Below are 23,988 nucleotides of genomic sequence, written 5' to 3' on the forward strand. Positions count from 1 at the left end.
TAGACATTTAGCTCGTGCTTCTGGTTGTCTGCTTCGATCGCCATTGGTGGGTTACGGCTTCGCCTAACCCACCCTACGCTCTTGTCACAACGGCAGATTGTCGTGCTTCTTCGCCGGGATCTCGACCTTCTTATCCCTGAGCATCGCCAGTGCCCGCGCGATCCGCCGCCTGGTCGAATGCGGCATGATGACGTCGTCGATGTAGCCGCGTTCGGCGGCGATGAAGGGGGACAGGAAGCGGTCTTCGTATTCCTTCGTTCGGGCTGCGATCTTGTCGGGATCGCCGATGTCACTGCGGAAGATGATCTCCACCGCGCCCTTGGCGCCCATCACCGCGATCTGGGCGGTCGGCCAGGCGTAGTTCATGTCGGCGCCGATTTCCTTCGAGGCCATGACGTCGAAGGCGCCGCCATAGGCCTTGCGGGTGATGATGGTGACGAGCGGCACCGTGCACTGCGAATAGGCGAACAAGAGTTTCGCGCCGTGCTTGATCAGGCCGCCATATTCCTGCGCGGTGCCCGGCAGGAAGCCCGGCACGTCGACGAAGGTGACGATCGGGATGTTGAAGGCATCGCAGAACCGCACGAAGCGCGCGGCCTTGCGTGAGGCATCCGAGTCGAGCACGCCCGCCAGCACCATCGGCTGGTTGGCGACGAAGCCGACGGTGCGGCCGGCGATGCGGCCGAATCCGGTGACGATGTTCCGGGCGAAGGTCTCCGAGATCTCGAAGAAGTCGCCCTCGTCGACGACCTTGAGGATCAGCTCCTTCATGTCGTAGGGCTTGTTCGGATTGTCGGGGATCAGCGTGTCCAGGGACATGTCGACCCGGCCGATATCGTCAAAACTCGGCCATTCCGGCACGCCGTCGCTGTTGTTCGAGGGCAGGAAGTCGATCAGCCGGCGCATCTGCAAGAGCGCATCGACGTCGTTCTCGAACGCGCCGTCGGCGATCGAGGAGCGCGTGGCGTGCACCGAGGCGCCGCCGAGCTCCTCGGCGGTGACCACCTCGTTGGTGACGGTCTTCACCACGTCGGGGCCGGTGACGAACATGTAAGAGGTGTTCTTCACCATGAAGATGAAGTCGGTCATCGCCGGCGAATAGACATCGCCGCCGGCGCAGGGCCCCATGATGACGGAGATCTGCGGGATCACGCCCGAGGCGATGACGTTGCGGCGGAACACATAGGAATAGCCCGCCAAGGCAGCGACGCCCTCCTGGATGCGGGCGCCGCCGGCGTCATAGAGGCCGATGATCGGCGCCCTCGCCTTCATCGCCATGTCCTGGAGCTTGGTGATCTTCAGCGCATGGGTTTCCGACAGCGAGCCGCCGAACACCGTAAAATCCTTGGCGAACACAAAAGTCTTGCGGCCGTTGACCGTGCCCCAGCCGGTGACGACGCCGTCGCCGGGAACCTTGGTCTTCTCCATGCCGAACTCGGTCGAGCGGTGCTCGACGAACATGTCGAATTCCTCGAACGAGCCCTTGTCGAGCAGAAGCTCGATCCGCTCACGGCGGTCAGCTTGCCGCGGGCGTGCTGCGCCTCGATGCGCTTTTCGCCGCCGCCCAATTTGGCGCCGGCGCGCCGCTCTTCGAGGGTGTCGAGGATGTCTTTCATTTGTTTCCGCCCGTGTTAGCTACAGTCCGCGTCCCGGCGCCAGCCGGGGTCCCGCTTCGTTCGGAAATGGCTTTAGCACGGCAATTTCGGAACCGGAAAGCCGCTTGTGGGCGGTATCGGGCGCAAAAACGGTAGGATTTTCCGACATATGGGGGAGACAGCGATGACTGAAACAACCGTGACCGAGGCCGGTGCGGCAACCGGCGGGGTGCGCACCCTGCTCCGGCTGGAGGGCCTGGTGCTGTTCGTCGGGATGACTGTGCTCTATTACAAATGGGAAGGGTCCTGGCTGGTCTATGTCCTGCTGTTCCTGGTGCCGGACTTAAGCTTTGCCGCCTATCTCGCCGGCCCTCGCGTCGGCGCCATCGTCTACAACGCCGCCCACACCTATCTGGCGCCGGTGGCGCTGATGACACTGGGCTTTGCCGGCGAAGGGCCGCTGGTGCTGTCGATCGCCATGATCTGGCTCGCCCATATCGGGATCGACCGCGCGCTCGGCTATGGGCTGAAATATTCTGTCGGGTTTGGCACCACCCACCTCGGACGGATCGGCAAAGCGCAATAGGGCGGTATATCCGGGGGGAGCTGAAGCGATGACGTCCCCGGCAAGCGATTTTGCCTGAACCTTTGCCGGGGCAGGCAGACCTATAACTGCCGGGGATTTTGCACCTCCCTTCCTGGGGCTAGGACCAACGCCGCCCGCGGATATTTCAAGCGGACGGCGTTGTGTTGTGAGGCCTCCGGGCCGGATGCTTGCGCCTGCTTCGTCATCGCCGGGCCTGGGCGAGCGGAAGCCACGCCGTCCGTCAGGCGCCATCCCGTGTCATTTGACAGCCTGCCTCCCGATCGGTCTATTTGCCGTCATCCACGACCATATCGGGTGATCAGATGCTGACAGACTGGCGCTTGGCCGCGACCGCGATCCTGTTTTGCTGCGCCGTGCTGTTCACCTGCATCGAGACCAGCGCCCAGCAAATCCCGAAGGAGATCGCGGCGCGCACCGAGATCTACAGCATCCCCTCGCTGACCATCTCCGACCAGCAATTCCTGACCGGCGATGCCAACGGCAAGCCGGTTACCGTCGGCGGCGAATTCCGGATCGCGCAGGGAAGTGGCCGGCTGCCGGTCGTGGTGCTGATGCATGGTTCGAGCGGCGTCGGCGCCGGGATGGACGCCTGGGTGCGCCACTTCAACGCCATGGGCATCTCGACCTTCGTGATCGACGGCTTCTCCGGCCGCGGCCTCACCGCCACCGGGCCGAACCAGGCCCTGCTCGGCCGGCTCAATCTGATCGTCGACATCTATCATTCGCTGGATATCCTCGCCAGGCATCCGCGGGTCGATCCCGAGCGCATCGTGCTGATGGGATTTTCGCGCGGCGGCCAGGCCACGCTCTACGCAAGCCTCGATCGCTTCAACAAGCTCTGGAACAAGTCCGGCGTGCAGTTCGCGGCCTATATTCCGTTCTATCCGGATTGCTCGACGAGCTTTCTGACCGACACCGCGGTCGCCGCGCGGCCGATCCGGATTTTTCACGGCACGCCCGACGACTATAACCCGGTTGCGAGCTGCAAGGCCTACGTCGCGCGGCTCAAGGAGGCCGAGCACGATGTGGTGCTGACCGAATATCCTGACTCCGCGCATGGCTTCGACGCCGGCCTGATCGGCAGCAACACGGTGGTGGAGTCGACGGGTTCGCAGACCGTGCGCCACTGCACCATCAAGGAAGGCGAAGGCGGCGTGCTGATGAACGCGGCGACAGCGGCGCCGTTCAGCTACGAGGATTCCTGCGTCGAGCTAGGTCCGCATGTCGGCGGCAACCCAACCACCGCGCTTCAAGCGCGCAAGGCGGTCAGCGATTTCCTGCAGGCGCTGTTCAAGCTGAGCTAGCGGGTCTAGCCGCACTCACGCGAACCGGCGCGCGAACACCACGCAGACCACGACGAGCATGGTTGCTGTTATCATCGACCAGGCGACCGGCTCGTGCAGCAACAGCCCGGCCAGCGCGAGGCCGAAGAACGGCTGCAGCAATTGCAATTGGCCGACGCTGGCGATGCCGCCGATGGCGAGCCCGCGATACCAGAACACGAAGCCGACCAGCATGCTGAAGATCGAGACATAGGCGAGCCCGAGCCAGGCCGCCGCGCCGATGCCGTCCCAATTCGGCGGCAGCGTCATGATCGTCATCAGCAGCACCACCGGCGCGGATAGCACCAGCGCCCAGGAGATCACCTGCCAGCCGCCGAGCCGGCGCGACAGCGCCGCGCCTTCGGCATAGCCGAGGCCGCAGACGACGATCGCCGCGACCATCAGGAGATCGCCGGTCAGTGACGCCGCTCCGTCGCCCGACAAGGCGAAGGCTGCGACCGTCGCGCTGCCGATGCAGGAGAACAGCCAGAACAGCGGCTTCGGCCGCTCGCCGCCGCGCAGCACAGCGAATACGGCGGTCGACAGCGGCAACAGTCCGATGAACACGATCGAATGCGCCGAGGTGATGTGCTGCAGCGCCAGCGCGGTCAGCAGCGGAAAGCCGATCACGACGCCGAGCGCAACGATCACGAGCGACACCAGGTCCTTGCGCTGCGGCCAAGGCTGCCGCAACACCGCGAGCAGCGCGGCGCCAAGCAGCGCCGCAATCGCCGCCCGCGCCGAAGTCAGGAACAGCGGCGAGAACCCGGCCACGGCGACGCGGGTCGCCGGCAATGAGCCGCTGAAAATAATCACGCCGAGCAAGCCGCTGCCCCAGCCATCGATCGAAGCCTTGTCCATCGCACCTTGCTTTCGCGCATTGCGAGATAGGGTCGAACCGCGAGCATCAGTGCGCCCCCTCTCCCGCTTGCGGGGGAGGGTTGGGGTGGGGGTATCTCCACGGGAAGACTCTTCGTGTGGAGAGAGCCCCCACCCGCAAGCGGAGAGGTGCAGCGAGGCTGGTGCTGCATCGATCCAACCGACTCTCATTTGTACTTCACCGCGACCATAGCGGTCGGGGGCTCGCCAAGGCAGCTACAGATCAGTACAATATCGCAAAACTGTAGGGATGAAGGTAGGCATACACTTGCAACAGCAATCCGATCCGCCGAAGGCGACGCGGACCACCGACGTGATGAACGCGATCCGCGCCAGGGTGGCGAGCCGGGCGCTGGTGGCCGACGACCGCCTGCCCTCGATCCGCGGCCTTGCCGCCACCATGGGCGTCTCGCCCTCCACCGTCGTCGAGGCCTACGACCGGCTGGTGGCGGAGGGCCTGATCCGGCCTCGGCCCGGCTCCGGCTTCTATGTCTCTTCAACCGCATTGCCGCCGCTCGCGCTCGCAAAAGACCAGCCGCAGCGCGACCGCGCCGTCGATCCGTTCTGGGTGTCACGACAATCGCTCGATGCCGAAGACGGCGCGCTGAAGCCGGGCTGCGGCTGGCTGCCGGCCGAGTGGATGCCGACCGAAGCGCTGCGGCGCGCGTTGCGCGGCCTGGCACGCGCCGACGACGCCGTGCTCTCCGACTATGGCGCGACCCGCGGCTCGCTGGCGCTGCGCCGTATCCTGATGGCGCGGTTCGCCGACGAGGGCCTCGAGGTGCCGCCGGAGCAGCTCTTGCTCACCGCATCCGGTACTCAGGCGATCGATTTGGTCTGCCGCTTCCTGCTGCGGCCCGGCGACACCGTGCTGGTCGACGATCCCTGCTACTTCAATTTCCGCGCGCTGCTGCGCGCGCATCAGGTGAAAATCGTCAGCGTGCCCTACACCGCGTCAGGGCCCGACGTCGCAAGCTTCGAGGCGGTGCTGGCCGCCGAGCGGCCGCGGCTCTATGTCACCAACTCGGCGCTGCACAATCCGACCGGCGCGACGCTGTCGCCGCAAACCGCGCATCGCGTGCTGAACGCCGCGGCGGCCCATGATCTCACGATCGTCGAGGACGATATCTTCGCCGATTTCGAGCCGGAGCCGTCGGCGCGGCTCGCTGCACTCGACGGGCTCAACCGCGTGATCCGGATCGGCAGCTTCTCCAAGACGCTGTCGGCCTCGGTGCGCTGCGGCTTCATCGCCGCTCGGCCGGACTGGATCGAGGATCTCGTCGACCTCCAGGTCGCGACCGGTTTTGGCGGCCCGAGCGCGGTCGCAACCGAAATCATCGCGAGCGTGCTGTCGAGCGGCTTCTACCGCAAGCATGTCGAGGAGCTGCGAAGGCGCCTCGCCCGCACCCGCCGCGACGTCGGCGACAAGCTGCAGCGCATCGGCATCGAGCCCTGGCTGATGCCGCGCGGCGGCTTCTATCTGTGGTGCGAGTTGCCCGACGGCCGCGACTCCGCCGACGTGGCGCGCGCAGCGCTCGCCGACGACAATGTCGTGCTGGCGCCCGGCAACGTGTTCAGCGCCTCGCAGACAGCTGCCGCCTTCATGCGCTTCAACGTCGCGCAATGCCGCGACCCCAGGCTGATGCCGGCCTTGCAGCGGGCGATCGGGCGGTAGAGCGCGATGAGATTAGGTTGAATACCGCGACGGCACTGCGTTCCCTCGCCCCGTGCTTACGGGGAGAGGGTTAGGGTGAGGGGCCGTATCCGCGTATACGGTGACAGCTGCGTTCGCGGAGACTCCCCCTCACCCGGAACGCATCTCACGATGCGTTCCGACCTCTCCCCGCAAGCGGGGCGAGGTGAAGCAGCGCCGCGCCCTACTTCTCGCCGACCTTGAACGGCTCCTCCTTGTCCGGGGGCACGGTCTCCTCGGCCATCGCCAGGATCATCGCGACCATCACGTAGTTGCCGGCGAGCGCGGTGAGATCGACGATCTGCTGGTCGTTGAACAGCTTCTTAGCCCGCGCATAGGTCTCGTCGGAGACCTTCTTGGTCGTGGTCAGCTCGGTGACGAAATCGTACACGACGGCCTCGTCCTCGGCCATTTTCGACGGCCGGTTGCCGGCCTTCAGGTCGGCTATCACGTCCGCCGACAGACCTGCCTTGGCCGCGAGCGGCGCATGCGCGAACCATTCGACCTGCGAGCGCCACTGGCGGCCGATGATCAGGATCGCGAACTCGTTCAGCCTGGTCGGCACCGAGGTCTGCCAGCGCAGGTAATAAAAGAGATCGTAGAGGCGCTGGCCGAGCACCGGGCTGCGGATGATCGGATTGTAGGGGCCGCCGATGCCGACGCTCGACACCTTCATGATCTGCTCGCCGAGCGGCTTTTGCAGGTCGTTGAGCTGCTCCATGGTGAGCTGCGGGAAGCGCGGCTCCTTGCTGGTGGCGGGTGCCGAGAACATCGTGGCCGCGAGCCAGCCGCCGGCCGCGGCCAGCGTGAGCGACGACAGCCAGACGGTTGCTGATTGCATGATTTCCTCCGGTTCTTGCTTTTGACGGAGGCATGCTAGTCGAGCAGTGATGCGCCTGCCAGCCGCGACGCACGCAGATCAGCCCGTCACAACGCGACGATATCGGTGAGGCATTGCTGCGTGACGCTCATCCGCGCGTCGATCTGCGCCTGGGTCTTGCAGTCCATGTTCATCGCGAACACCGTGACGTCACCGCCCTTCTCGGCCCAGCCGACCAGCCAGCCGAGCGAGCCGTGCTCCTTGTCGGTCAATCCGGTCTTGGCGCGAATGACGGCGTCACCGACTTTCGTCACCGGAAGGATGTCGCACACCAGTTGCTGGCTGCGCTTGCCGACCGGCAGCACGCCGCGGCGCAGCCGGTCGAGGAAATCGATCTGCTGCACCGGATCGATCCGCAAATTACCCGACACCCAGAACTGATCGATGCCGCCGCCGATGTCGCGGTTGCCGTAGTCGATAATGTCGAGATATTTCTTCATCCGCTCCTCGCCGATCCGGCGGGCGATCTCCTGAAACACCGGGAAGGCCGACACCGCGAGCGCCGAGCGCAGCGTGTGGTCCCTGTTCCAGGCCTCGATGCTGCGCGTTGTGCCGTCCCACTTGAAGACGTCATTGTCGGGGTCCTGCACCACGCCGGTCTCGAGCGCGATCAGCGCGTTCGGGATCTTGAAGGTCGAGGCCGGTAACTTGCCCTCGCCCGAGCGAACCTTGTCGCTCGCGATGATCAGATAGTCGTCGATCTTGTAGCCGACGAAGGTGCCTTCGGTGCCGAGATCAAAGAAGCGCTTTGCCAGATCCTCGCGAAACTCGCTGCGCTGGTAGGAGACGTTGGCGAGACTGCGCGACGGCAGGATGCTAGCGGCAGCAAGCAGACCGAGCGCATGGCGGCGATGGATCACGAGGGGACCTGGACCGGTTCGGGTTGACGACGATGCTGATGCCATCGTGGTGAAACGATGGCAATAAGGCTTGCTTGTTTGACGCGTTTTCTTCACGCGGGCCGGGGCCCACTTCGCTCGAAAGCAGCTAGCGCACCCGGCCCGACAGCCGCAGCACGAACACCAGCACTTCGGCGACGGCCTTGTAGAGCTCGGCCGGAATCTCGTCGCCGAGCTCGACATTGGAAAGCGCACCGGCCAGGACCTCGTTCTCCTCGATCGGGATATCGTTGGCTTTGGCGACCTCGATGATCTTGGCGCCGATCGCGCCCTTGCCTTTTGCCACCACGCGCGGTGCGCCGGCGTGGTCGTAATGCAGGGCGACCGCGAGCTGGTTGTTGGCGTCGCTCATGATGCGCGGTCCAGGAAATGGCCGGCGCGCGCGGGCGCGGGTTGCGGCGGGCTGCCGTCGCGGATCTCGATATCGCCGGGCGTGAGCTCGGCCCTGGTCAGCGCCTGGCTCAGTTCGGAAGCGCCGGCGCGCAGCTGCGCGGCGGTCGAGGGACGCTCGGCCCACATCCGCACCGAGGTGCGCTCGCCGTTCAACGAGACCAGCGCGTGCACCGGCCCGGCCGGCTCGACGTCGAGCGTGAAGCGCGCCCGCCATACCAGCTTGGCGGCCTCGACCTCGTTGCCGCCGCCATCGCGGGAAATCTCGAACTGCGCCATCGCCGTGCCCTGCTGGGTCAGGAACGGAATCTCGAAATTCCAGCGCGGCACCATCGCGTCGAGCTGCGGACGCTGACCATCGCCGCGATCCGGCAGCGAGGCGACCTGGAGCAGCGTCTGCCGCGCCAGTGCCGCGTCGGTGTTTTCCAAGAGGCGATGCGCGGCGGCAGCAATCGGCGTGCCCGGTGCGATCGACGGCTCGGCCACGGCCTGGGCCGACGGCAGCGCGCCGTGAAACGGCGGCGGCGGCGTGTTGCTGCGTGCGGGCACCTCACCCGGCAGCATCTCCCGCGGCGCGGCGCCCTGCCGTGCCGGGTAGCCGAGCTCGTGCAGCGCTTCCTGAATCAGATTGAGCGCGCCGCCCGACGACGGCCCGGCATCGAGCGCGTCCGCAAGCGCCCCGGCGAGCCCTGTGGCGCCGCGGCCGAGATCGTCGGCGACCGGCACGCGGGCCTGCGGCAGCAGGATCTCCTGGACGTCGAGCTCAGGCGTTCCCGGCGGCGCGAGGCTCGGCGCCGTGCCGGCGCTGGCGAGCGCCGGTTGCTGGGACGGCGTGGGCGCAGGACTTGCGGCGTCGCTAGTGCCGAGCGAGGCCAGCGCTTGGCGCAGCACGATCAGCGCGGCCTTCAGATCCGGCGCGCTGCCGCTCGCGGGCGCAACGTCCGAGGCAAGCGTCGCTTCCAGCAGCAGGCCGGATTTCTGGAAGCCGGTCTTCACGGCATCGCCGCTCAGATTCTCGTCGAGGCCGGTCTGCTGCGCCAGCACCTGTGCGATCGCGGCCTGAAGCTTTGGCGGCAGATTGGCGGAGGCGACCGCCGCGAGATTGGCAAATAGTGGCGCCTGGCTGCCCTGCACCGCCGCCGCGTTCTGGGCCGTTGCGGTGATGGTGACGCGCTCCAGCGGCGTCAGCACCGCCTTCGGCGCCGTGGCGACGGGCTGGGACGCGGCGCTGAGATCGGCCGCCCCCTGGGCGCGCGGCGACATCTGCACCGTATCGCCGGCGTCGGCGCCCGGCCCGACCAGTTGCAGGCGAACGCTGCCGTCACTGCTCTGCGAGACCGCAAGCTGCAAATTCTGGCCCTGCTGCAGCGGCACCTCGGTCTGGACGTCGATCGACAGGCTCGCAATCGCGATCCGCACCAGATCGGCCGACAGCACCTTCAAGACTTGCGCATTGACGACGTTGCCCGCCTCGAGCGTGAGGTCTGGCGCAACACTGCCCGCCTCGTTCGAGGCAAGCACCGGCAGCACGGGATTGATGGCAAGTGCCATGTCGGAGGTCTCGGCCAGGCGGCAGGATCAGGCCGCAGGCTAGCCCGGCGCCGTAAACCCCTCGTTAACCGGCAGCCGGCCTGAGCTCCCTCAGGACGCTGGCGGCGGCCCTGAAATCGACCTGCCGGGCCGCGCGGCGGGCAGCGACCTCCTCGTCGACGCCCCATTTCTCGATGTTCCAGTCCTCGTCGACATGGGCGGCGGCCCAGACCTGGTCCTCGTCGCGAGCACCATGCGCCAAGGCCAGAGCCAGCAGCGCTGAGCCGGTCAGCGTCGTCACCACATGGAGCGCCGCGACCGACCATGGATCGGCCGGGAACGCCGCGCGCGCCGCCTTGATCGCGGGCTCGGGCTGGCCGACAGGCATGACCCCCTCGGCCATCACGAAATGGGCGCCGAGCGTGTCAGCGGCCCAGAACAGGATCGGGTCCCAATGCCGGGCCTCGCGCGCCACCAGGGAATCGGGATAGCCCGCGCGATAGAACAGCAGGTCGCTGCCGAGGAATTTTGCGGCGTCATCGGCGACCTCGTCGACACGATCGATCACCCCCTCGATCACGCTGTTGGCAAGCCGCGTTAGCGGCATGGTCATGGGATCGATGGTCTCGCCCTGCGCATTCCATTCTGCCGCGACCGCGTCCGCCATGGCGCGCGTCGGCACCACGATCGGCTTGCCGGACGGCGAGCGGATCTGCTTGCCGTCGAGCGTGATCGCAAATCCGCCACTGGCGTCAGTGACGTCGGCGCCGATGTAGAACCGCTTGCGCTGGGGCTTGCGGATGTGGCGCCGCACCGCCTCCTGCGGATCGAGCGGGGATTGTTCGGGTCCATTGTCGAAGAGTTCGCGCATCAGGCCGGCAGGCTTTCGTTCGGGAGGATTTCCCTGCAAGATATGTCAGGGTCACCGGCAAATAAAGCTGATGGGACGGGTCAATATCCTGGCGGGTTTTTCGCTCGTTGCGGTGGCCTTCGGAGCCGCCGGCGCCGAGGCCGGGTTCCGCACACCGGAATCGCTGATCCGCAACGTCTACGCCCATTATGGACGGGGCAGCGCCGCGTTTTCCAATGGCCTGCCGCGCGACGAGGAAACCGCCCGGCAATTCTTCGATTCCCCCCTGCGCGCCGCCTGGACCGCCCTGCACGACGCACCCTACGATTTCCCGGTGCAGAGTCCGACCTGGCGGATCGGCCCGATCTCGATCGCAATCCTGCGCAGGCAGTTCGACCGGACCGATGTGACCGTGACGTTCGACAATGAGGGCCGCGCGGTCACGCTCAACTTCATCGTCGTCAACGGTCCCGACGGTTGGGTGATCTCAGATGTCGAGAGCCCGCACGATTCGTTACGACTGTTTCTGACGCAGTTCAGGCGCTGATCTCGATCACTGCACTCGCTCGGAACCACGCGGCGGTTTGCTGGAACCAAACCGCCGTCGGCACGACGGCACGTGACAGGATCGGCGCCGCCGAAAAAATATCTGACGATAGCCGGCGCGTCGCGCGTTCTCCGCAATTCCATCGGCGAATGGTCCATCCGATTGATCGCTCAGCAAGTTTGAACATCCTGCTCGCGTTCTGCGTCGAAGTGCCGCAAGAAGCTGTCATCTGCGTGTTAAAAACCTGCCAGATTTCGGCAACAACGCGCGGCTAGAGCATTTTCCGACCGGAAAGAATCGGGTGGGGATTCCCAAAACGGCGCGAGTCAGATTCAAGCTGCATGCTGGCGAGGGAGGCCAGCATGTATGGCCAGGGCGCTTTCGGTTGATCTTCGCCAAAGGGTGGTAGCCGCGATTGACGGTGGCATGTCCTGTCGACAGGCTGCTGAGCGCTTTGGTGTCAGCGCGGCCAGTGCGATCCGCTGGCGCGGTCGCCTCAAGAAAGTTGGCGACATCGTTCCTAAACGCCAGGGCGGTGACCGCAAATCGCAGCGCATCGAAGCGCATTCGCAATTGATTCTGGAGGCGGTGACAGCGAGGCCGGATATCACGCTTGCCGAGTTGCGAGAACTGTTGAAACGTCGTGGAATATCGACTGGCATCGCGTCGCTCTGGCGTTTTTTCCAGCGCAGAAAGATCACACTTAAAAAAAGACAGCGCACGCCGCCGAGCAACGGCGCGGCGATATAAATGCCGCACGTGAGGAGTGGTTCGAAGGGCAAATCGACCTTGACCCTGAGCGTCTCGTCTTCATCGACGAAACCAGCGCCAACACCAAAATGGCGCGGCGTTACGGGCGCTCGCCACGCGGCGAGCGATGTCGTGCAGCTATCCCACACGGACATTGGAAGACGACGACGTTCACCGCTGGATTGCGCTCCGACGGTCTGATCGCGCCGCTTGTTCTGGACGGTCCAATGGATGGCGACGCTTTCCTGGCCTACGTCGAGCAATTGCTCGCCCCATCGCTGCGGCCGGGCGATACCGTTATCATGGACAACTTGCCCGCTCACAAGGTCCATGGCGTTCGAGAGGCCATCCAGGCGGTCGGAGCTAGCCTGCTCTATCTTCCGCCCTACAGTCCAGACTTCAACCCGATTGAAATGGCCTTCTCCAAACTGAAAGCGCTGTTGCGGGCCGCCGCAGCGCGCACCATGCCCGATCTCTGGCAAGCAATCGCCAACGCTCTCAAACGCTTCTCACCCGAGGAATGTCAAAATTATCTCGTCGCGGCTGGTTACGACGCAACGTGATCGGAAAACGCTCTAGCCTTCCGACACCAAACAGAAGCATTTGTCGACCATTGCGGTCGCAAGACGTGGACTGACGTCACGCATGGCGTCGGTTGCGCGTTTGCGCGCCTATGTCGACGTATTGGCAGGGCGGCGTGGCACGACGACTTTCGACAGCTTGTTGTGTCATCGCCGCGGCTTGCCTCGGGCTTGCGGCGAGCGGCATGACTGCCTGGCTCGGCGCAACGGGCTTGCAGGACGTGCCGCGAACGCAACACGATGTTTGTGCGCGGCCGGAGCCCGGCAGCGCGCTCGAGGAACCCGCCGAATTGCGCAGCCGCGACGGCGTGCTCGAAACCGATCTCAGTATCCACGATCAGAAGCTGCCGGATGGAACGAGCCGCTACTGCTACCTGACACCGGACGGCAAGCCATCGCCGACGCTGCGCGTGAGGCCGGGCGATCAGCTGGTCATCCATTTCAAGAACGACCTCGTCGACCTCGACACGGCAACGCCTGCGATCGACCGCCCACTCGCCGGCGCACCGATCTGCACGACGAGACCGAAAGCCGACGTTTGCGCGAGCGCCGCGATGACGCCGATCTCGACCAATCTGCACTTCCATGGGCTGACCGTGCCGCCGGTCTGCCACCAGGATGACGTGCTGAAAACCTCGATCCAGCCCGACGATGCGCCGTTCGAGTATCGCCTGCGCATCCCGGACGACGCCCCGCCCGGCCTCTATTGGTATCACCCGCATCTGCACGGCTTCAGCAAGACCCAGGTGCTCGGCGGCGCCTCCGGCGCGCTGATCATCGAAGGCATCGAGCGCGCCGATCCGTCGCTCGCCGACCTCCCCGAGCGCGTGCTCGTGATCCGCGACCAGGATCTCGTCAATCCCGATGCGCCGCCGTCGAAATTCGAGCCGGTCATGACCAAGAGCCAGCTCGACAATGATGGCGACGTCGCCAATTCAGGCACCGGCTTCGGCAAGCCGTCGAAGGATCTCTCCGTCAACTTCGTGCCGGTGCCCTATCCGAACTATCCGCCGGCCGGGCTGACGATGAAGCCGGGCGAGCGGCAGCTCTGGCGCGTGCTGAACGCGTCCGCGATCACCTATCTCAACCTCGCTTTGCTGGTCGGCCGCGCGCCGCAGCAGATCGGCATCATCGGGCTCGATGGGGTGCCGTTGCAGTTCGAGGGCAGCTCGTCGCCCTCGGTGCAATGGGTCAACCATATCGGCCTGCCGCCGGGCGCGCGCGCCGAGTTCATCGTCGAAGGACCGCCGGCCGGCGCGCAGGCCTTGCTGGTGACGCAAGCGGTCGACACCGGGCCCGCCGGCGAGAACGACCCCAACCGCGCGCTGGTTGCCATCACGGTCTCAGCCAATGCGAGCGAGCCGCAGGCTGCACTGCCCGCGCACGCCGGGCCGCTGCCGAAACCGGATCGGCCGTGGGTCGGCGACGTCGCACCGATACGCGTCAGAAAACTGTTCTTTTCCGAGCAGCCGGAGAACCCGAACGACCCGAACAGCCCGACCAAGTTCTTCATGACCCTCGACGGAGAGACGCCGAAGCCGTTCGATCCGCAATCTGATATTCCCGACGTCACCGTGCGGCAGGGCGACGTCGAGGACTGGATCATCGAGAACCGCTCGATGGAGCTGCATGATTTCCACATCCACCAGCTTCACTTCCAGCTGCTCGACTGGTCCGGCGTCGCCGTCAACGAGCCGTTCCTGCGCGATACCGTCAATGTGCCCTACTACAACGGCCGGATGCTGAAGTATCCGAGCGTGCGCCTGCGCATGGATTTTCGCGATCCCAGCATCGTCGGCACCTTTGTCTACCACTGTCACGTCCTCGAACATGAGGACGGCGGCATGATGGGACGGATCAAGGTCGTGCCGCGAGACACCGCAAGTTCCACCAAGTCGCTTAATCTGCAAAAAGGAGAGCTTTAATGCGCGACAAGCACAGGTCACGTTGGCTGCAGGGATGCCGCCTTACCCTCAGCGCGCTTGCGCTAGGTCAGTTCACCGCCGGCCCGGTGCTGGCGGAGGACTGGAACCATCACGGTGGACACGAGACCCGGTCGCCGATCAAGCACGTGATCGTCATCATCGGCGAGAACCGCAGCTTCGACCACGTGTTCGCGACCTATGTACCTGAGCGGCACGAGGAGAGCGTGTTCAACCTGCTCTCGCAGGGCATCGTCAAGCTCGATCACAACAAGAACGCGATCCCCGGGCCAAACTTCGAAAAGGCGCATCAGCAGGCCGCGACCGATACCGGCCTGAACGATGCGTTCCTGCTGAGCCCGCCGAAGCAGAACTTCCCCAGGGATCAATTGCCGGCTCCGCTGGTCGGCGGCCCCAAGGTCTCCTACATCCCGAACAAATGCGGCAGCTCGCCGATCACCAGCTGCGAAGCGTCGCTTGCGCTGGCGCAGCAATCGGAATCCGGCCTGCCGTCCGAGTATTACCAGTACCTGTTGACCGGCGGCACCGGTCAGGCGTCGGCGACCCCCGACGCACGCATCACCAATGTCAGCGCGCTGCCGGCCGGTCCGTTCCAGCTCACCAACAGCGACACGATGCCCTACGACACCTATTCGGCAAGCCCGGTGCATCGCTTCTACCAGATGTGGCAGCAGCTGAACTGCAACCACTCGGCGGCCAGCCGCGACAATCCGTCGGGCTGCGGCGGCAATCTGTTCGCCTGGGTCGAGGTGACCGTCGGCGCCGGCGCAAACGGCGCGGCGCAGCCCTCCAACTTCTCGACGGACTATTCGCCGACGGCGACGACCACGGGCGAAGGTTCGACGGCGCTCGGCTTCTACAATGTGCAGAAGGGCGACGTGCCGTACTTCACGTCTCTTGCGCAGAAATACGCGATGAGCGACAACTTCCACCAGTCCGTCAACGGCGGCACCGGTGCCAACCACATCATGTTCGGTCATGCCGACATGCTTTACTTCAGCGACACCTATGGCAACGCCGCCGTGCCGCCGAACGGCACGCAGGTGTTCGGCGGCACGCCTGACGCCGGCATCGTGCATCAGATCGAGAACCCGAATCCGGCCTCGGGCACCAACAACTGGTACACCGAGGACGGCTACGGCGCCGGCGGCAATGGCGGCTTTCCGCCGCCCTACCAGACCAGCCCGGTGTCCGGCGGCGGCTCCTACAGCGACTGCTCGGATCCGAGCCAGCCCGGCGTCAAGCCGATCCTGGACTATCTGAAGGGGCTCCGGATCAACGCGAATTGCGAACCGGGCCACTACTATCTCCTGAACAACTACAATCCGGGTTATTTCGGCAACGGCAAGAACGCCTACACCGACACCAATCCGTCCAACACGCCGTTCACGATCCCGCCGTCGACCCGCAAGAGCATCGGCGACAGCCTGAACGAGCGCAACGTCTCCTGGAAGTATTACGGCGACCAGTGGAACAACTACGTCAACGACCCCTACCAGCTCAACTGGGGCGTGGCCGGGCCGAACGCCGACGAGTACTGCAACATCTGCAACCCGTTCCAGTACGACACCTCGATCATGTCGCACCCGGACCAGGTCGCAGCCCATATCAAGGACTCGTCTGATCTGTACTCCGACCTCTCCAAGCATTCGCTGCCGGCGGTCTCGATCGTCAAGCCGAGCGGCTTCACCGACGGCCACCCGTCGTCGTCCAAGCTCAACCTGTTCGAAGGCTTCTCGAAGAAGATCGTCGACCAGGTCCAGGCCTCGGACTACGCGAAGGACACCGCGATCTTCATCACCTTCGACGAGGGTGGCGGCTACTTCGACTCAGGCTATGTGCAGCCGCTCGATTACTTCGGCGACGGCACGCGGATTCCGCTGATCGTGGTGTCGCCGTTCGCGCGGCAGGGCCACATCTCGCATGAATATGCCGATCACGTCTCGATCATCAAATTCATCGAGCGAAACTGGGACCTGCAGCCGATCACCCATCGCAGCCGCGACAACTTCCCGAACCCGGTCGCGGCGCCCAATAATCCCTATGTTCCGGTCAACAGCCCGGCGCTCAGCGATCTCTTTGACTTCTTCGACTTCGACGGCGGCGGCCATCATCATGGCGGCGGCTGGGACCACTGACGACCGCACCTGACGAGACAACAATCCGCCGGCCCGAAAGGCCGGCGGATTTCATTTTCACCCAGCTGGATGTCCATAGCCAGCGCGAGCCTGTAAGGTGTCTGGCTTCGTCTCTGTGGAAATCCTGCTCAATGACATCAATCGCTTTCCGCCAGGCCCAGCCGGCCGACCTTCCGGCGATCATTGCGCTGCTTGCCAACGATGTCCTGGGGCAGCAGCGGGAAGATCCGAGTTCACCGCCGAATCCGAAATATGTCGACGCATTCGAGGCCATTCTCGCCGATCCAAACCAGCTGCAGGTCGTGGCGACCGCGGATGCCGAGGTGATCGGCACGCTGCAACTGACCTTCATCCCCGGCCTGGCGCGGCTCGGGGCCTGGCGCGGGCAGATCGAGGCGGTCCGAATTGCGGCGACGCATCGGAGCTCGGGCGTTGGGCAGCAGATGTTCGAATGGGCGATCGCGCAATGCAGGGCGAGAGGCTGCAACCTCGTGCAGCTCACGACCGACAAGGCGCGCCCCGATGCGCACCGCTTCTATGAGCGGCTGCGATTCACCGGCAGCCACATCGGCTACAAGCTGATGCTTTGACGCACAGCCGGGCCTGCTCTGTCATCACGTGCGTCTATTTGTTCCGGTCACCACCAAGAAGATTCTTGTAGACCTTCCCATCCTTCATGATGACCAGGAAGTTCTTCGCCGGATCTTCTATCAGCTTGATGTTGTCGATCGGGTCGCCATCGACCAACAGAAGGTCGGCCAGCGCGCCTTCCTCCACCACGCCTAGCCGGCCTGGATACGGATTTCGCGGCCCGGACAGACCGAGCAATTCGGCATTCGTCGATGTCGCCATCGTGAGCGCTTCGGCCGGCGTATACCATCGCGTAAGCGTCGTCAGCATGGCTCCTTGGCGGTCAGCAAGCGCCTTCGAGAACAAGACGTCGGTGCCGAATGCCGTCTTCAACTTGTACTTCTTCGCAAAGCCGTAGACCCTGTCGGTGCCGGCAACGACCTGTCGCATCTTGTCCTGCTCCGCAGGCCCAAGGGCGCTGGCGCCCGACAGGTCGACGAAGGGCTGGGTGCTCAGCCAAATTCCCTTCTCGGCCATCAGGCGGGCCGTCGCGTCGTCCATCAAGTGACCGTGCTCGACACATTTGGCTCCCGCTGCGATCGATCGCTGGATCGCGGCCGGCGTATAGGCGTGTACGGCGACATAGGTCCCCCAGTTCTCGGCAGCTTCGACCGCGGCGCGCAACTCCGGTTCAGTGAACGTGGACACATCGAGCGGACTGAATGGCGACGCGACCCCGCCGCCCGCGGTGAGCTTGACCTGCGTAGCTCCCTGCATGAGCTGCTCGCGCGCGCGCACACGGACCTCATCGGGGCTGTCCGCGACCATGGCGCCGCCTATCCTCTCCATGCGGCTGAGCATGCCGCCGATCGTTCTGGGCAGTTCGGACAGCTGCCGGAAGTCGCCATGGCCGCTGGTGATGGTGATCATGGCACCGGACGGGTAGATGCGCGGACCGGCGACGAGCCCCTCGTCGATCGCCCGCTTGAGGGAAAAGGCCGGGCCGCCCATGTCGCGAACGGTGGTAAAGCCGCGCATCAGGGTGGCCGTTGCTTCCGCGGCCGCAAGGAGATTGGTGTAGCCGACATCACCGGCTATCGCAGCCGCCGGCGTCGGGCGTACCAGCATCGCATGCCAATGCGCGTCGATCAGCCCGGGCATCAGCACCCGTCCGTCGCCGGCGATCACCTGCGCGTCGGCCGTGATCGCCGCAGTCGAAATCTTCTCGATCTTGTTGTTCCGGATCAGCACATTGGACGGCCCGGAGAGCGCGCCATTCTTGCCATCAAAGACGCGGACATTCTGGAACAGCACGCCAGTATTCTGCTGAGCTTGCGCAGGCAGTGAGCCAAGGAGGCTCAAGCCAATCGAGGCGATCAGTGCAGGCACCCCGAAGCTTTTGCTCAAATCTGACATGTCACTCTCCGCCCATGGCACATCGCTCGAGATTATCATTGATCTCGCTGTGTACGAGGGGCCGACTTGATTGCGCCTGATTAGTGAGCGGCCTACTGAGCCGCTCTGGCGGCAGGCTGCAAAGCGTAGGTCAGCCATCCGACGCCATGAGACAGCAGATCGATCCCCAGCAACAACCCGAGCACCCACAACCCGGTTGCCGGAAACCCGGTCAGGATGACGAGGCCCGCCAGGACGCCGAACACCCCGGATGCCAGCATGATCCAGCCGGACTGCTGCCAATGGCCGATGCCGACCAGCATGCGCACAACCCCGGAGACCAACAGCGAGAGACCGAGGACATAGGTCAGGATCAGCGCACTCGTCACCGGCTGGCTCAGCAGGACGATTCCACATGCAAGGTAGAGCACCCCAAGCAGAAGCTGCCACACGAATCCGCCCCAGCCCTTGGTCCAGAACGCATGCAGGATTTCGAACGCGCCGGCGACGATCGCCGTCCAGCCGATGAAGATGGCGCTGATCACGGTGAAGAGCACGACATCGCCCAGGACCAGAAGGCCCGCGGCGATCATGACGAGCCCAAGCAGCACGCACACCCATAGCGGCGGGCCAGGCAGGCCGCGGAGCATTGTGGAACTGTTCTCATAGGTAGCCATGTCATCCTCCTCGATCCCAGGCAGCTGCGGCGCATCCCAACTAGGCCGATCGCTCGCCCTCGCCTGTCGCTCCGTCGTCCGGTATTTCACCCGGCCGGTAATTCGGCAGCCGGCCCGCGGGAATGACTGCGAGCAAGGCGAGGCCGGCCATGATCAACAATCCGATCTTCAACGCACGCAGACGCGCTTCGGTGTTGACCCGCACCGCTTCCTCGACCTGCTGCGGCGTGCCGCTGGTGCCTTCGAGCACACTGCGCAGCCGGTCATTGCTGACGAAGGTGATGTTGCCGAGATCGACCTGGCTCTGAAGCTCCTTGGTCAGCACCGGACTGGCCGCGATCCTGCCGAGCGCGATCGTACTCAACAGACCGACGAGAAGAGCTCCGGCAACCGCGGTGCCGACTGCCGCCGCCAGATTCTGTGAGGTTCCGCGCAGAGACCCGACGTCCCCGGCCAATTCCTTGGGCGAAGCCGTGACCAGAACGTTGAACAGCAGCGTCACCAGGGAGCCCTGGCCAATGCCGAACAGCACGAGTCCAAAGAGAACGGGAAACTCGCTCCAGTCGTTGCGTACGACGAACGCGAGCCATAGCAACGCGACAGTGCAGAGGCCAAAGCCGAAGCGTCCGATCTGGCGCGGCGTCAGTCTGTCGTAGAGATTGACAATCAGCATCGCCGACAGAAAAACGGTCAGATTGAAGGGCATCATCGCGATCGCAGTCGCAATTGGCGAACGCCCCTGAACGATCTGGATGTAGAGCGGCACCGTGAAGTTCAGGGCCGCCTCGAGCGCCACGACTGCGAACAGCGCGTAGACGGCGCACCTCTCCTCTGGCGAGTCGATCACCTGCAACGCCAGCAGGGGCGTCTTCCCTGCGGCCTGCTGCCGATGCGTCCACATCAGGAATGCCTGCCCGAGTACAATGCCAAGCACGATCAGGACCGGTGCCGGCGAGACGCCCAGCACGTCGAACGGCGCGTTAGGCGTCGCCAGGATCACTCCCCAACCGTTCAGATTATTGAACCCGAAACTGATGAAGATGATTGCGCTCGCGGCAAGGGCGACGCCGATCAGATCGATCCGAACATCCGGGCGACCGCGGTCGGGCCGCAGGCGGAAACTCAGAGCGAAAGCGATCGCCGAAGCAGCAATGAGAATTCCGAACGCGGGGCGCCAGCCGATATAGGTGCCGAGCAACCCACCGACGACAAATGCCAGCACGCCGGCGGCAGCCCGCGCCGAGCCAAGCGCACCAAGGGCCGTCGCTTGCTGGCGTCCGGCATAATTCTCGGCAATCAGCGCGACGAGCGAAGGCACGATCACCGCGCCCGCAGCGCCGCAAAGCGCCTGAGCGGAGATCATCACCGAGGCCGTGGGACTGAACGTCATCGCGATCTGCGATATCAGGAAGAGCACGACGGCAACGCGAAAGACCTGCACCGCCCCGAACCTTTGGGCGAGTTTCGCGCCGAGCATCACGAACCCGGCCACCAGCATCGAGTACGCCACGATTCCGGTCGCGACCGTGGTCGGCGGCACGCCGAAGCTGGCGACCATTCCTCCCATGGCAACCGGCAACGACGCGACACTGAACGACATGATCATCTGACCGAACGCAATCGCGATCATGGGCACCCATGATGCGCGCTCTTCCTGATGAACGTCGCCGATCGAGATAGCTTGCGTTGCCATCGCGTCCTCCAACCTGCCTGGCGTTGCGACCGATCGAGCCACGGCTCTACCGATCCTCAGAGCATATTGTTTCACTCGTCCGGTTGGGACACGAACAGATCCATGCCCAGTCTTTGCGACAGGAACTTCGCGGCGAGCTGCCCTCGCACGCTGTTGCCGGCCGCATCCAGTGGCGGGGCGAAGGTGCCGAAACCACCTTTTCCCGGCGACACCGCAACGATGCCACCACCGATGCCGCTCTTGCCGGGCAGACCGATGTCGTACAGCCAGTCGCCTGACGTCTCATACAATCCGGCAGTGACCATGACGGCCAACGCATAGTGGCACACGGCCGCATCGACGACCCGCTGCCTGGTGACTGGATTGACCCCGCCGTCAGCCAGCGTCGCGCCCATCACGGCGAGATCCCTGGCGCTCACATTGAGGGAGCACTGCCGGGTGTAGAGATCGGTCGCCTGTCTGGCGTCGCAGTAAATCCGGTCATAGCTCTCCAGCAGCCGCGCGATACTTCGATTGCGAAAATTCGTCTTCGAGGCCGATGCGTAGACTTCCTCGTTGAGCGGGAGCTTGCGACCGGCAAAGCGTGAAAGGCCGTCATGGATCAACCGCCATCGTTCTTCCGCGCTCGCACCCGGAACGAGGCTGGTGGTCGCGATCGCACCTGCGTTCACCATCGGGTTGGTGCGCCCCGCCCCGTGCTCGATTGCCGCCAACGAATTGAACGGCAGCCCGGTCGCATTCGCGCCCAGTCTTGCGCGCGCCTCTTCAGGGCCGATGGCCTCGCACACCAGCGCGAACACGAATGGCTTCGACACACTCATAATCGAGAATTCGTATTCGATATCGCCGGCGCCGTAGATGCGTCCGCTGGCACCGGCCACGCAGATGCCGAACAGTTCACTCGGCACCCTGGCCAGGGCCGGATAAACCTGCGAATTGGTCCCTTCGCTGTTCGACTTGAAGCGCAGATGAGCTTGGGACACCAGCTCCTGCACCATCTCGGGATCGGGCAAGTGCCCCGTCGAGATGTAAGGCCGGTCCGCTTGTTCAGCGATCGAAGGTGGCCACATTGGCTTTCCTTCCCGATTTCGACCTTGGTGTTTCAGGTCTTCCAGTCGGCAACCGGAAGTAGGCACCCAAAAAAACACGGAGTCAACGATCCGCGTACAGCGCCTGCAATGCTTGTGTTGGTCCAGAAGACTTTACGACAAATGTGCTAGACGCATCGTTCCCGGAATTGCAGCGCCGTTGCGAGATACGCCACTCGACTTATTCGTGCGATGTTCCGGCGCGGCTAGAGCGTTTTCCGATCACGTTGCGTCGTAACCAGCCGCGACGAGATAATTTTGACATTCCTCGGGTGAGAAGCGTTTGAGAGCGTTGGCGATTGCTTGCCAGAGATCGGGCATGGTGCGCGCTGCGGCGGCCCGCAACAGCGCTTTCAGTTTGGAGAAGGCCATTTCAATCGGGTTGAAGTCTGGACTGTAGGGCGGAAGATAGAGCAGGCTAGCTCCGACCGCCTGGATGGCCTCTCGAACGCCATGGACCTTGTGAGCGGGCAAGTTGTCCATGATAACGGTATCGCCCGGCCGCAGCGATGGGGCGAGCAATTGCTCGACGTAGGCCAGGAAAGCGTCGCCATCCATTGGACCGTCCAGAACAAGCGGCGCGATCAGACCGTCGGAGCGCAATCCAGCGGTGAACGTCGTCGTCTTCCAATGTCCGTGTGGGATAGCTGCACGACATCGCTCGCCGCGTGGCGAGCGCCCGTAACGCCGCGCCATTTTGGTGTTGGCGCTGGTTTCGTCGATGAAGACGAGACGCTCAGGGTCAAGGTCGATTTGCCCTTCGAACCACTCCTCACGTGCGGCATTTATATCGCCGCGCCGTTGCTCGGCGGCGTGCGCTGTCTTTTTTTAAGTGTGATCTTTCTGCGCTGGAAAAAACGCCAGAGCGACGCGATGCCAGTCGATATTCCACGACGTTTCAACAGTTCTCGCAACTCGGCAAGCGTGATATCCGGCCTCGCTGTCACCGCCTCCAGAATCAATTGCGAATGCGCTTCGATGCGCTGCGATTTGCGGTCACCGCCCTGGCGTTTAGGAACGATGTCGCCAACTTTCTTGAGGCGACCGCGCCAGCGGATCGCACTGGCCGCGCTGACACCAAAGCGCTCAGCAGCCTGTCGACAGGACATGCCACCGTCAATCGCGGCTACCACCCTTTGGCGAAGATCAACCGAAAGCGCCCTGGCCATACATGCTGGCCTCCCTCGCCAGCATGCAGCTTGAATCTGACTCGCGCCGTTTTGGGAATCCCCACCCGATTCTTTCCGGTCGGAAAATGCTCTAGGTAAGCAGGATTGTCCAATCGCGAGACGCTCAATTGAATAAAAAGGGAAATCATCATGCCCACCAACGAGAGATTTCCATCGTTGGCGCTCAAGAGTACGATCCTCGTATGCGGATGTGAGCCACGCTTGTCCAGGCAACACCGGCCCGCGGCGATGGCGGCATGAACGCATCACTCAACGAGTGAGGTTGATCATGGTGGCGCGCGCAAGCGACGGACAGCTTCTACTAGTAAAGAAGCTGGGTGGACTTTTTGCTATCGTTCTTGGCTGCCTGCTGACAGCAGTCGGCGTGACATTCGAATCCACCAGCACAATTGTCGTCGGTCTGCTGTTTCTTGTGCTCGGAGCGGTCCTGCTCACGCTCAAGATCATGAGACGAAATCAAGCTGGTCCGTTTGGATAGCCTTCCGGCCAAATAGACCGACGCAGCCGGGGCAATTTCAATTGTGGGGAGTCGGCCGCAATCGCAACTGGCGAGCCCGCCATTGCGGTCGAGGGAACGTTTACTGAATTTCGGTATATTGGAAATATATCCTTGATTTGCCCGACGTGTCAAGTTGCCTTGTCGAACGCCGGCAGCCGCCAGCTACTTTGCATGGGGTTGTTTTCGATGTTTGGCAGCGCGCACCTGCGGCAGGGAGTTCCTCCACCGTCACCCATTATGCCGGCAAGGCACGATGCGATACGCATCGTAGC

Annotated in this window: 20 protein-coding genes and 1 pseudogene; 9 read left to right on the forward strand and 12 right to left on the reverse strand. The window is 64.0% G+C overall.

Annotation, left to right across the window (positions count from 1 at the left end):
- Positions 1-84 precede the first annotated feature (84 nt).
- Positions 85-1,616: pseudogene (locus tag WDM24_RS24685) on the reverse strand (acyl-CoA carboxylase subunit beta).
- Positions 1,617-1,779: 163 nt separating this feature from the next.
- Between WDM24_RS24685 and WDM24_RS24690 the strand changes: the two are divergent.
- Together WDM24_RS24690 and WDM24_RS24695 are read left to right on the forward strand one after the other, a co-directional pair.
- A complete protein-coding gene (locus tag WDM24_RS24690) occupies positions 1,780-2,181 on the forward strand; it encodes a DUF4260 domain-containing protein (protein WP_338827400.1) in 402 nt (133 codons plus the stop codon).
- 323 nt (positions 2,182-2,504) lie between these two features.
- Positions 2,505-3,506 (forward strand): dienelactone hydrolase family protein, encoded by a 1,002-nt coding sequence (locus WDM24_RS24695; protein WP_338827402.1) that lies wholly within the window; start codon positions 2,505-2,507, stop codon positions 3,504-3,506.
- 15 nt (positions 3,507-3,521) lie between these two features.
- Here WDM24_RS24695 and WDM24_RS24700 read toward each other — a convergent pair whose 3' ends face one another.
- Complete coding sequence (locus WDM24_RS24700; protein WP_166297314.1) at positions 3,522-4,385, reverse strand: DMT family transporter; 864 nt, start codon at positions 4,383-4,385, stop codon at positions 3,522-3,524.
- 334 nt (positions 4,386-4,719) lie between these two features.
- Between WDM24_RS24700 and WDM24_RS24705 the strand changes: the two genes are divergently transcribed.
- A complete protein-coding gene (locus WDM24_RS24705) occupies positions 4,720-6,078 on the forward strand; it encodes a PLP-dependent aminotransferase family protein (protein ID WP_338832441.1) in 1,359 nt (452 codons plus the stop codon).
- Positions 6,079-6,280: 202 nt separating this feature from the next.
- Here WDM24_RS24705 and WDM24_RS24710 read toward each other — a convergent pair whose 3' ends face one another.
- From WDM24_RS24710 to WDM24_RS24730, 5 genes are all read right to left on the reverse strand, one after another.
- On the reverse strand, positions 6,281-6,937 hold the full coding sequence (locus tag WDM24_RS24710) for a carboxymuconolactone decarboxylase family protein (RefSeq protein ID WP_338827403.1): 657 nt from the start codon (positions 6,935-6,937) through the stop codon (positions 6,281-6,283).
- Between the two features lie 86 nt (positions 6,938-7,023).
- Entirely contained in the window at positions 7,024-7,836 is an 813-nt protein-coding gene (blaOXA, locus tag WDM24_RS24715; RefSeq protein WP_338827404.1) for a class D beta-lactamase, read from the reverse strand.
- 127 nt (positions 7,837-7,963) lie between these two features.
- On the reverse strand, positions 7,964-8,227 hold the full coding sequence (locus tag WDM24_RS24720; protein WP_338689747.1) for an EscU/YscU/HrcU family type III secretion system export apparatus switch protein: 264 nt from the start codon (positions 8,225-8,227) through the stop codon (positions 7,964-7,966).
- Complete coding sequence (locus tag WDM24_RS24725; RefSeq protein ID WP_338827405.1) at positions 8,224-9,816, reverse strand: flagellar hook-length control protein FliK; 1,593 nt, start codon at positions 9,814-9,816, stop codon at positions 8,224-8,226. The genes WDM24_RS24720 and WDM24_RS24725 overlap by 4 nt, the downstream gene beginning before the upstream one ends.
- Before the next feature lie 64 nt (positions 9,817-9,880).
- Positions 9,881-10,666, reverse strand: a complete 786-nt coding sequence (locus tag WDM24_RS24730; RefSeq protein ID WP_338827407.1) for an ATP12 family chaperone protein — start codon at positions 10,664-10,666, stop codon at positions 9,881-9,883.
- A 70-nt stretch (positions 10,667-10,736) separates the two neighbouring features.
- Between WDM24_RS24730 and WDM24_RS24735 the strand changes: the two genes are divergently transcribed.
- From WDM24_RS24735 to WDM24_RS24755, 5 genes are all read left to right on the forward strand, one after another.
- A complete protein-coding gene (locus WDM24_RS24735) occupies positions 10,737-11,192 on the forward strand; it encodes a hypothetical protein (RefSeq protein ID WP_338827409.1) in 456 nt (151 codons plus the stop codon).
- A gap of 366 nt (positions 11,193-11,558) precedes the next feature.
- Positions 11,559-12,505, forward strand: a protein-coding gene (locus tag WDM24_RS24740) for an IS630 family transposase (protein WP_166081867.1) whose coding sequence is annotated in 2 segments (ribosomal slippage) — positions 11,559-11,898 and positions 11,898-12,505 — 948 coding nt in all. Because the reading frame shifts where the segments join, the coding sequence is not laid out codon by codon here.
- A 203-nt stretch (positions 12,506-12,708) separates the two neighbouring features.
- Positions 12,709-14,448, forward strand: coding sequence for a multicopper oxidase family protein (locus WDM24_RS24745; protein ID WP_338827410.1), 1,740 nt, complete (start codon positions 12,709-12,711; stop codon positions 14,446-14,448).
- Entirely contained in the window at positions 14,448-16,604 is a 2,157-nt protein-coding gene (locus tag WDM24_RS24750; protein WP_338827412.1) for an alkaline phosphatase family protein, read from the forward strand. Before WDM24_RS24745 ends, WDM24_RS24750 begins: the two co-directional genes overlap by 1 nt.
- A gap of 131 nt (positions 16,605-16,735) precedes the next feature.
- Positions 16,736-17,194: a GNAT family N-acetyltransferase gene (locus WDM24_RS24755; protein ID WP_338827414.1), complete on the forward strand. Its 459-nt coding sequence runs from the start codon at positions 16,736-16,738 to the stop codon at positions 17,192-17,194.
- A gap of 34 nt (positions 17,195-17,228) precedes the next feature.
- Here the strand turns inward: WDM24_RS24755 and WDM24_RS24760 are convergent, their stop codons facing one another.
- The 5 genes from WDM24_RS24760 to WDM24_RS24780 all read right to left on the reverse strand — a co-directional run bounded on the left by WDM24_RS24760 (position 17,229) and on the right by WDM24_RS24780 (position 23,196).
- Positions 17,229-18,590, reverse strand: coding sequence for a metal-dependent hydrolase family protein (locus WDM24_RS24760; protein WP_338827416.1), 1,362 nt, complete (start codon positions 18,588-18,590; stop codon positions 17,229-17,231).
- A 92-nt stretch (positions 18,591-18,682) separates the two neighbouring features.
- Positions 18,683-19,246, reverse strand: coding sequence for an HdeD family acid-resistance protein (locus WDM24_RS24765; protein WP_166297332.1), 564 nt, complete (start codon positions 19,244-19,246; stop codon positions 18,683-18,685).
- Positions 19,247-19,286: 40 nt separating this feature from the next.
- The gene (locus WDM24_RS24770) at positions 19,287-20,939 is read right to left on the reverse strand and encodes an MFS transporter (RefSeq protein WP_338827419.1); all 1,653 of its coding nucleotides are present in this window, start codon (positions 20,937-20,939) and stop codon (positions 19,287-19,289) included.
- A 71-nt stretch (positions 20,940-21,010) separates the two neighbouring features.
- Positions 21,011-21,937, reverse strand: a complete 927-nt coding sequence (glsA, locus tag WDM24_RS24775; protein WP_414645770.1) for a glutaminase A — start codon at positions 21,935-21,937, stop codon at positions 21,011-21,013.
- Positions 21,938-22,249: 312 nt separating this feature from the next.
- A protein-coding gene (locus WDM24_RS24780; protein ID WP_166081867.1) for an IS630 family transposase occupies positions 22,250-23,196 on the reverse strand; the annotation gives its coding sequence in 2 pieces (ribosomal slippage) (positions 22,250-22,857 and positions 22,857-23,196; 948 coding nt in all).
- Between the two features lie 289 nt (positions 23,197-23,485).
- On the opposite strand from WDM24_RS24780, the gene WDM24_RS24785 reads away from it, so the two are divergent.
- The gene (locus tag WDM24_RS24785) at positions 23,486-23,695 is read left to right on the forward strand and encodes a hypothetical protein (RefSeq protein WP_338827423.1); all 210 of its coding nucleotides are present in this window, start codon (positions 23,486-23,488) and stop codon (positions 23,693-23,695) included.
- The last annotated feature ends 293 nt before the right edge of the window (positions 23,696-23,988 follow it).

It is taken from the genome of Bradyrhizobium sp. 27S5 (genome assembly GCF_037217225.1).
In the GTDB taxonomy this organism is placed as follows: domain Bacteria; phylum Pseudomonadota; class Alphaproteobacteria; order Rhizobiales; family Xanthobacteraceae; genus Bradyrhizobium; species Bradyrhizobium septentrionale.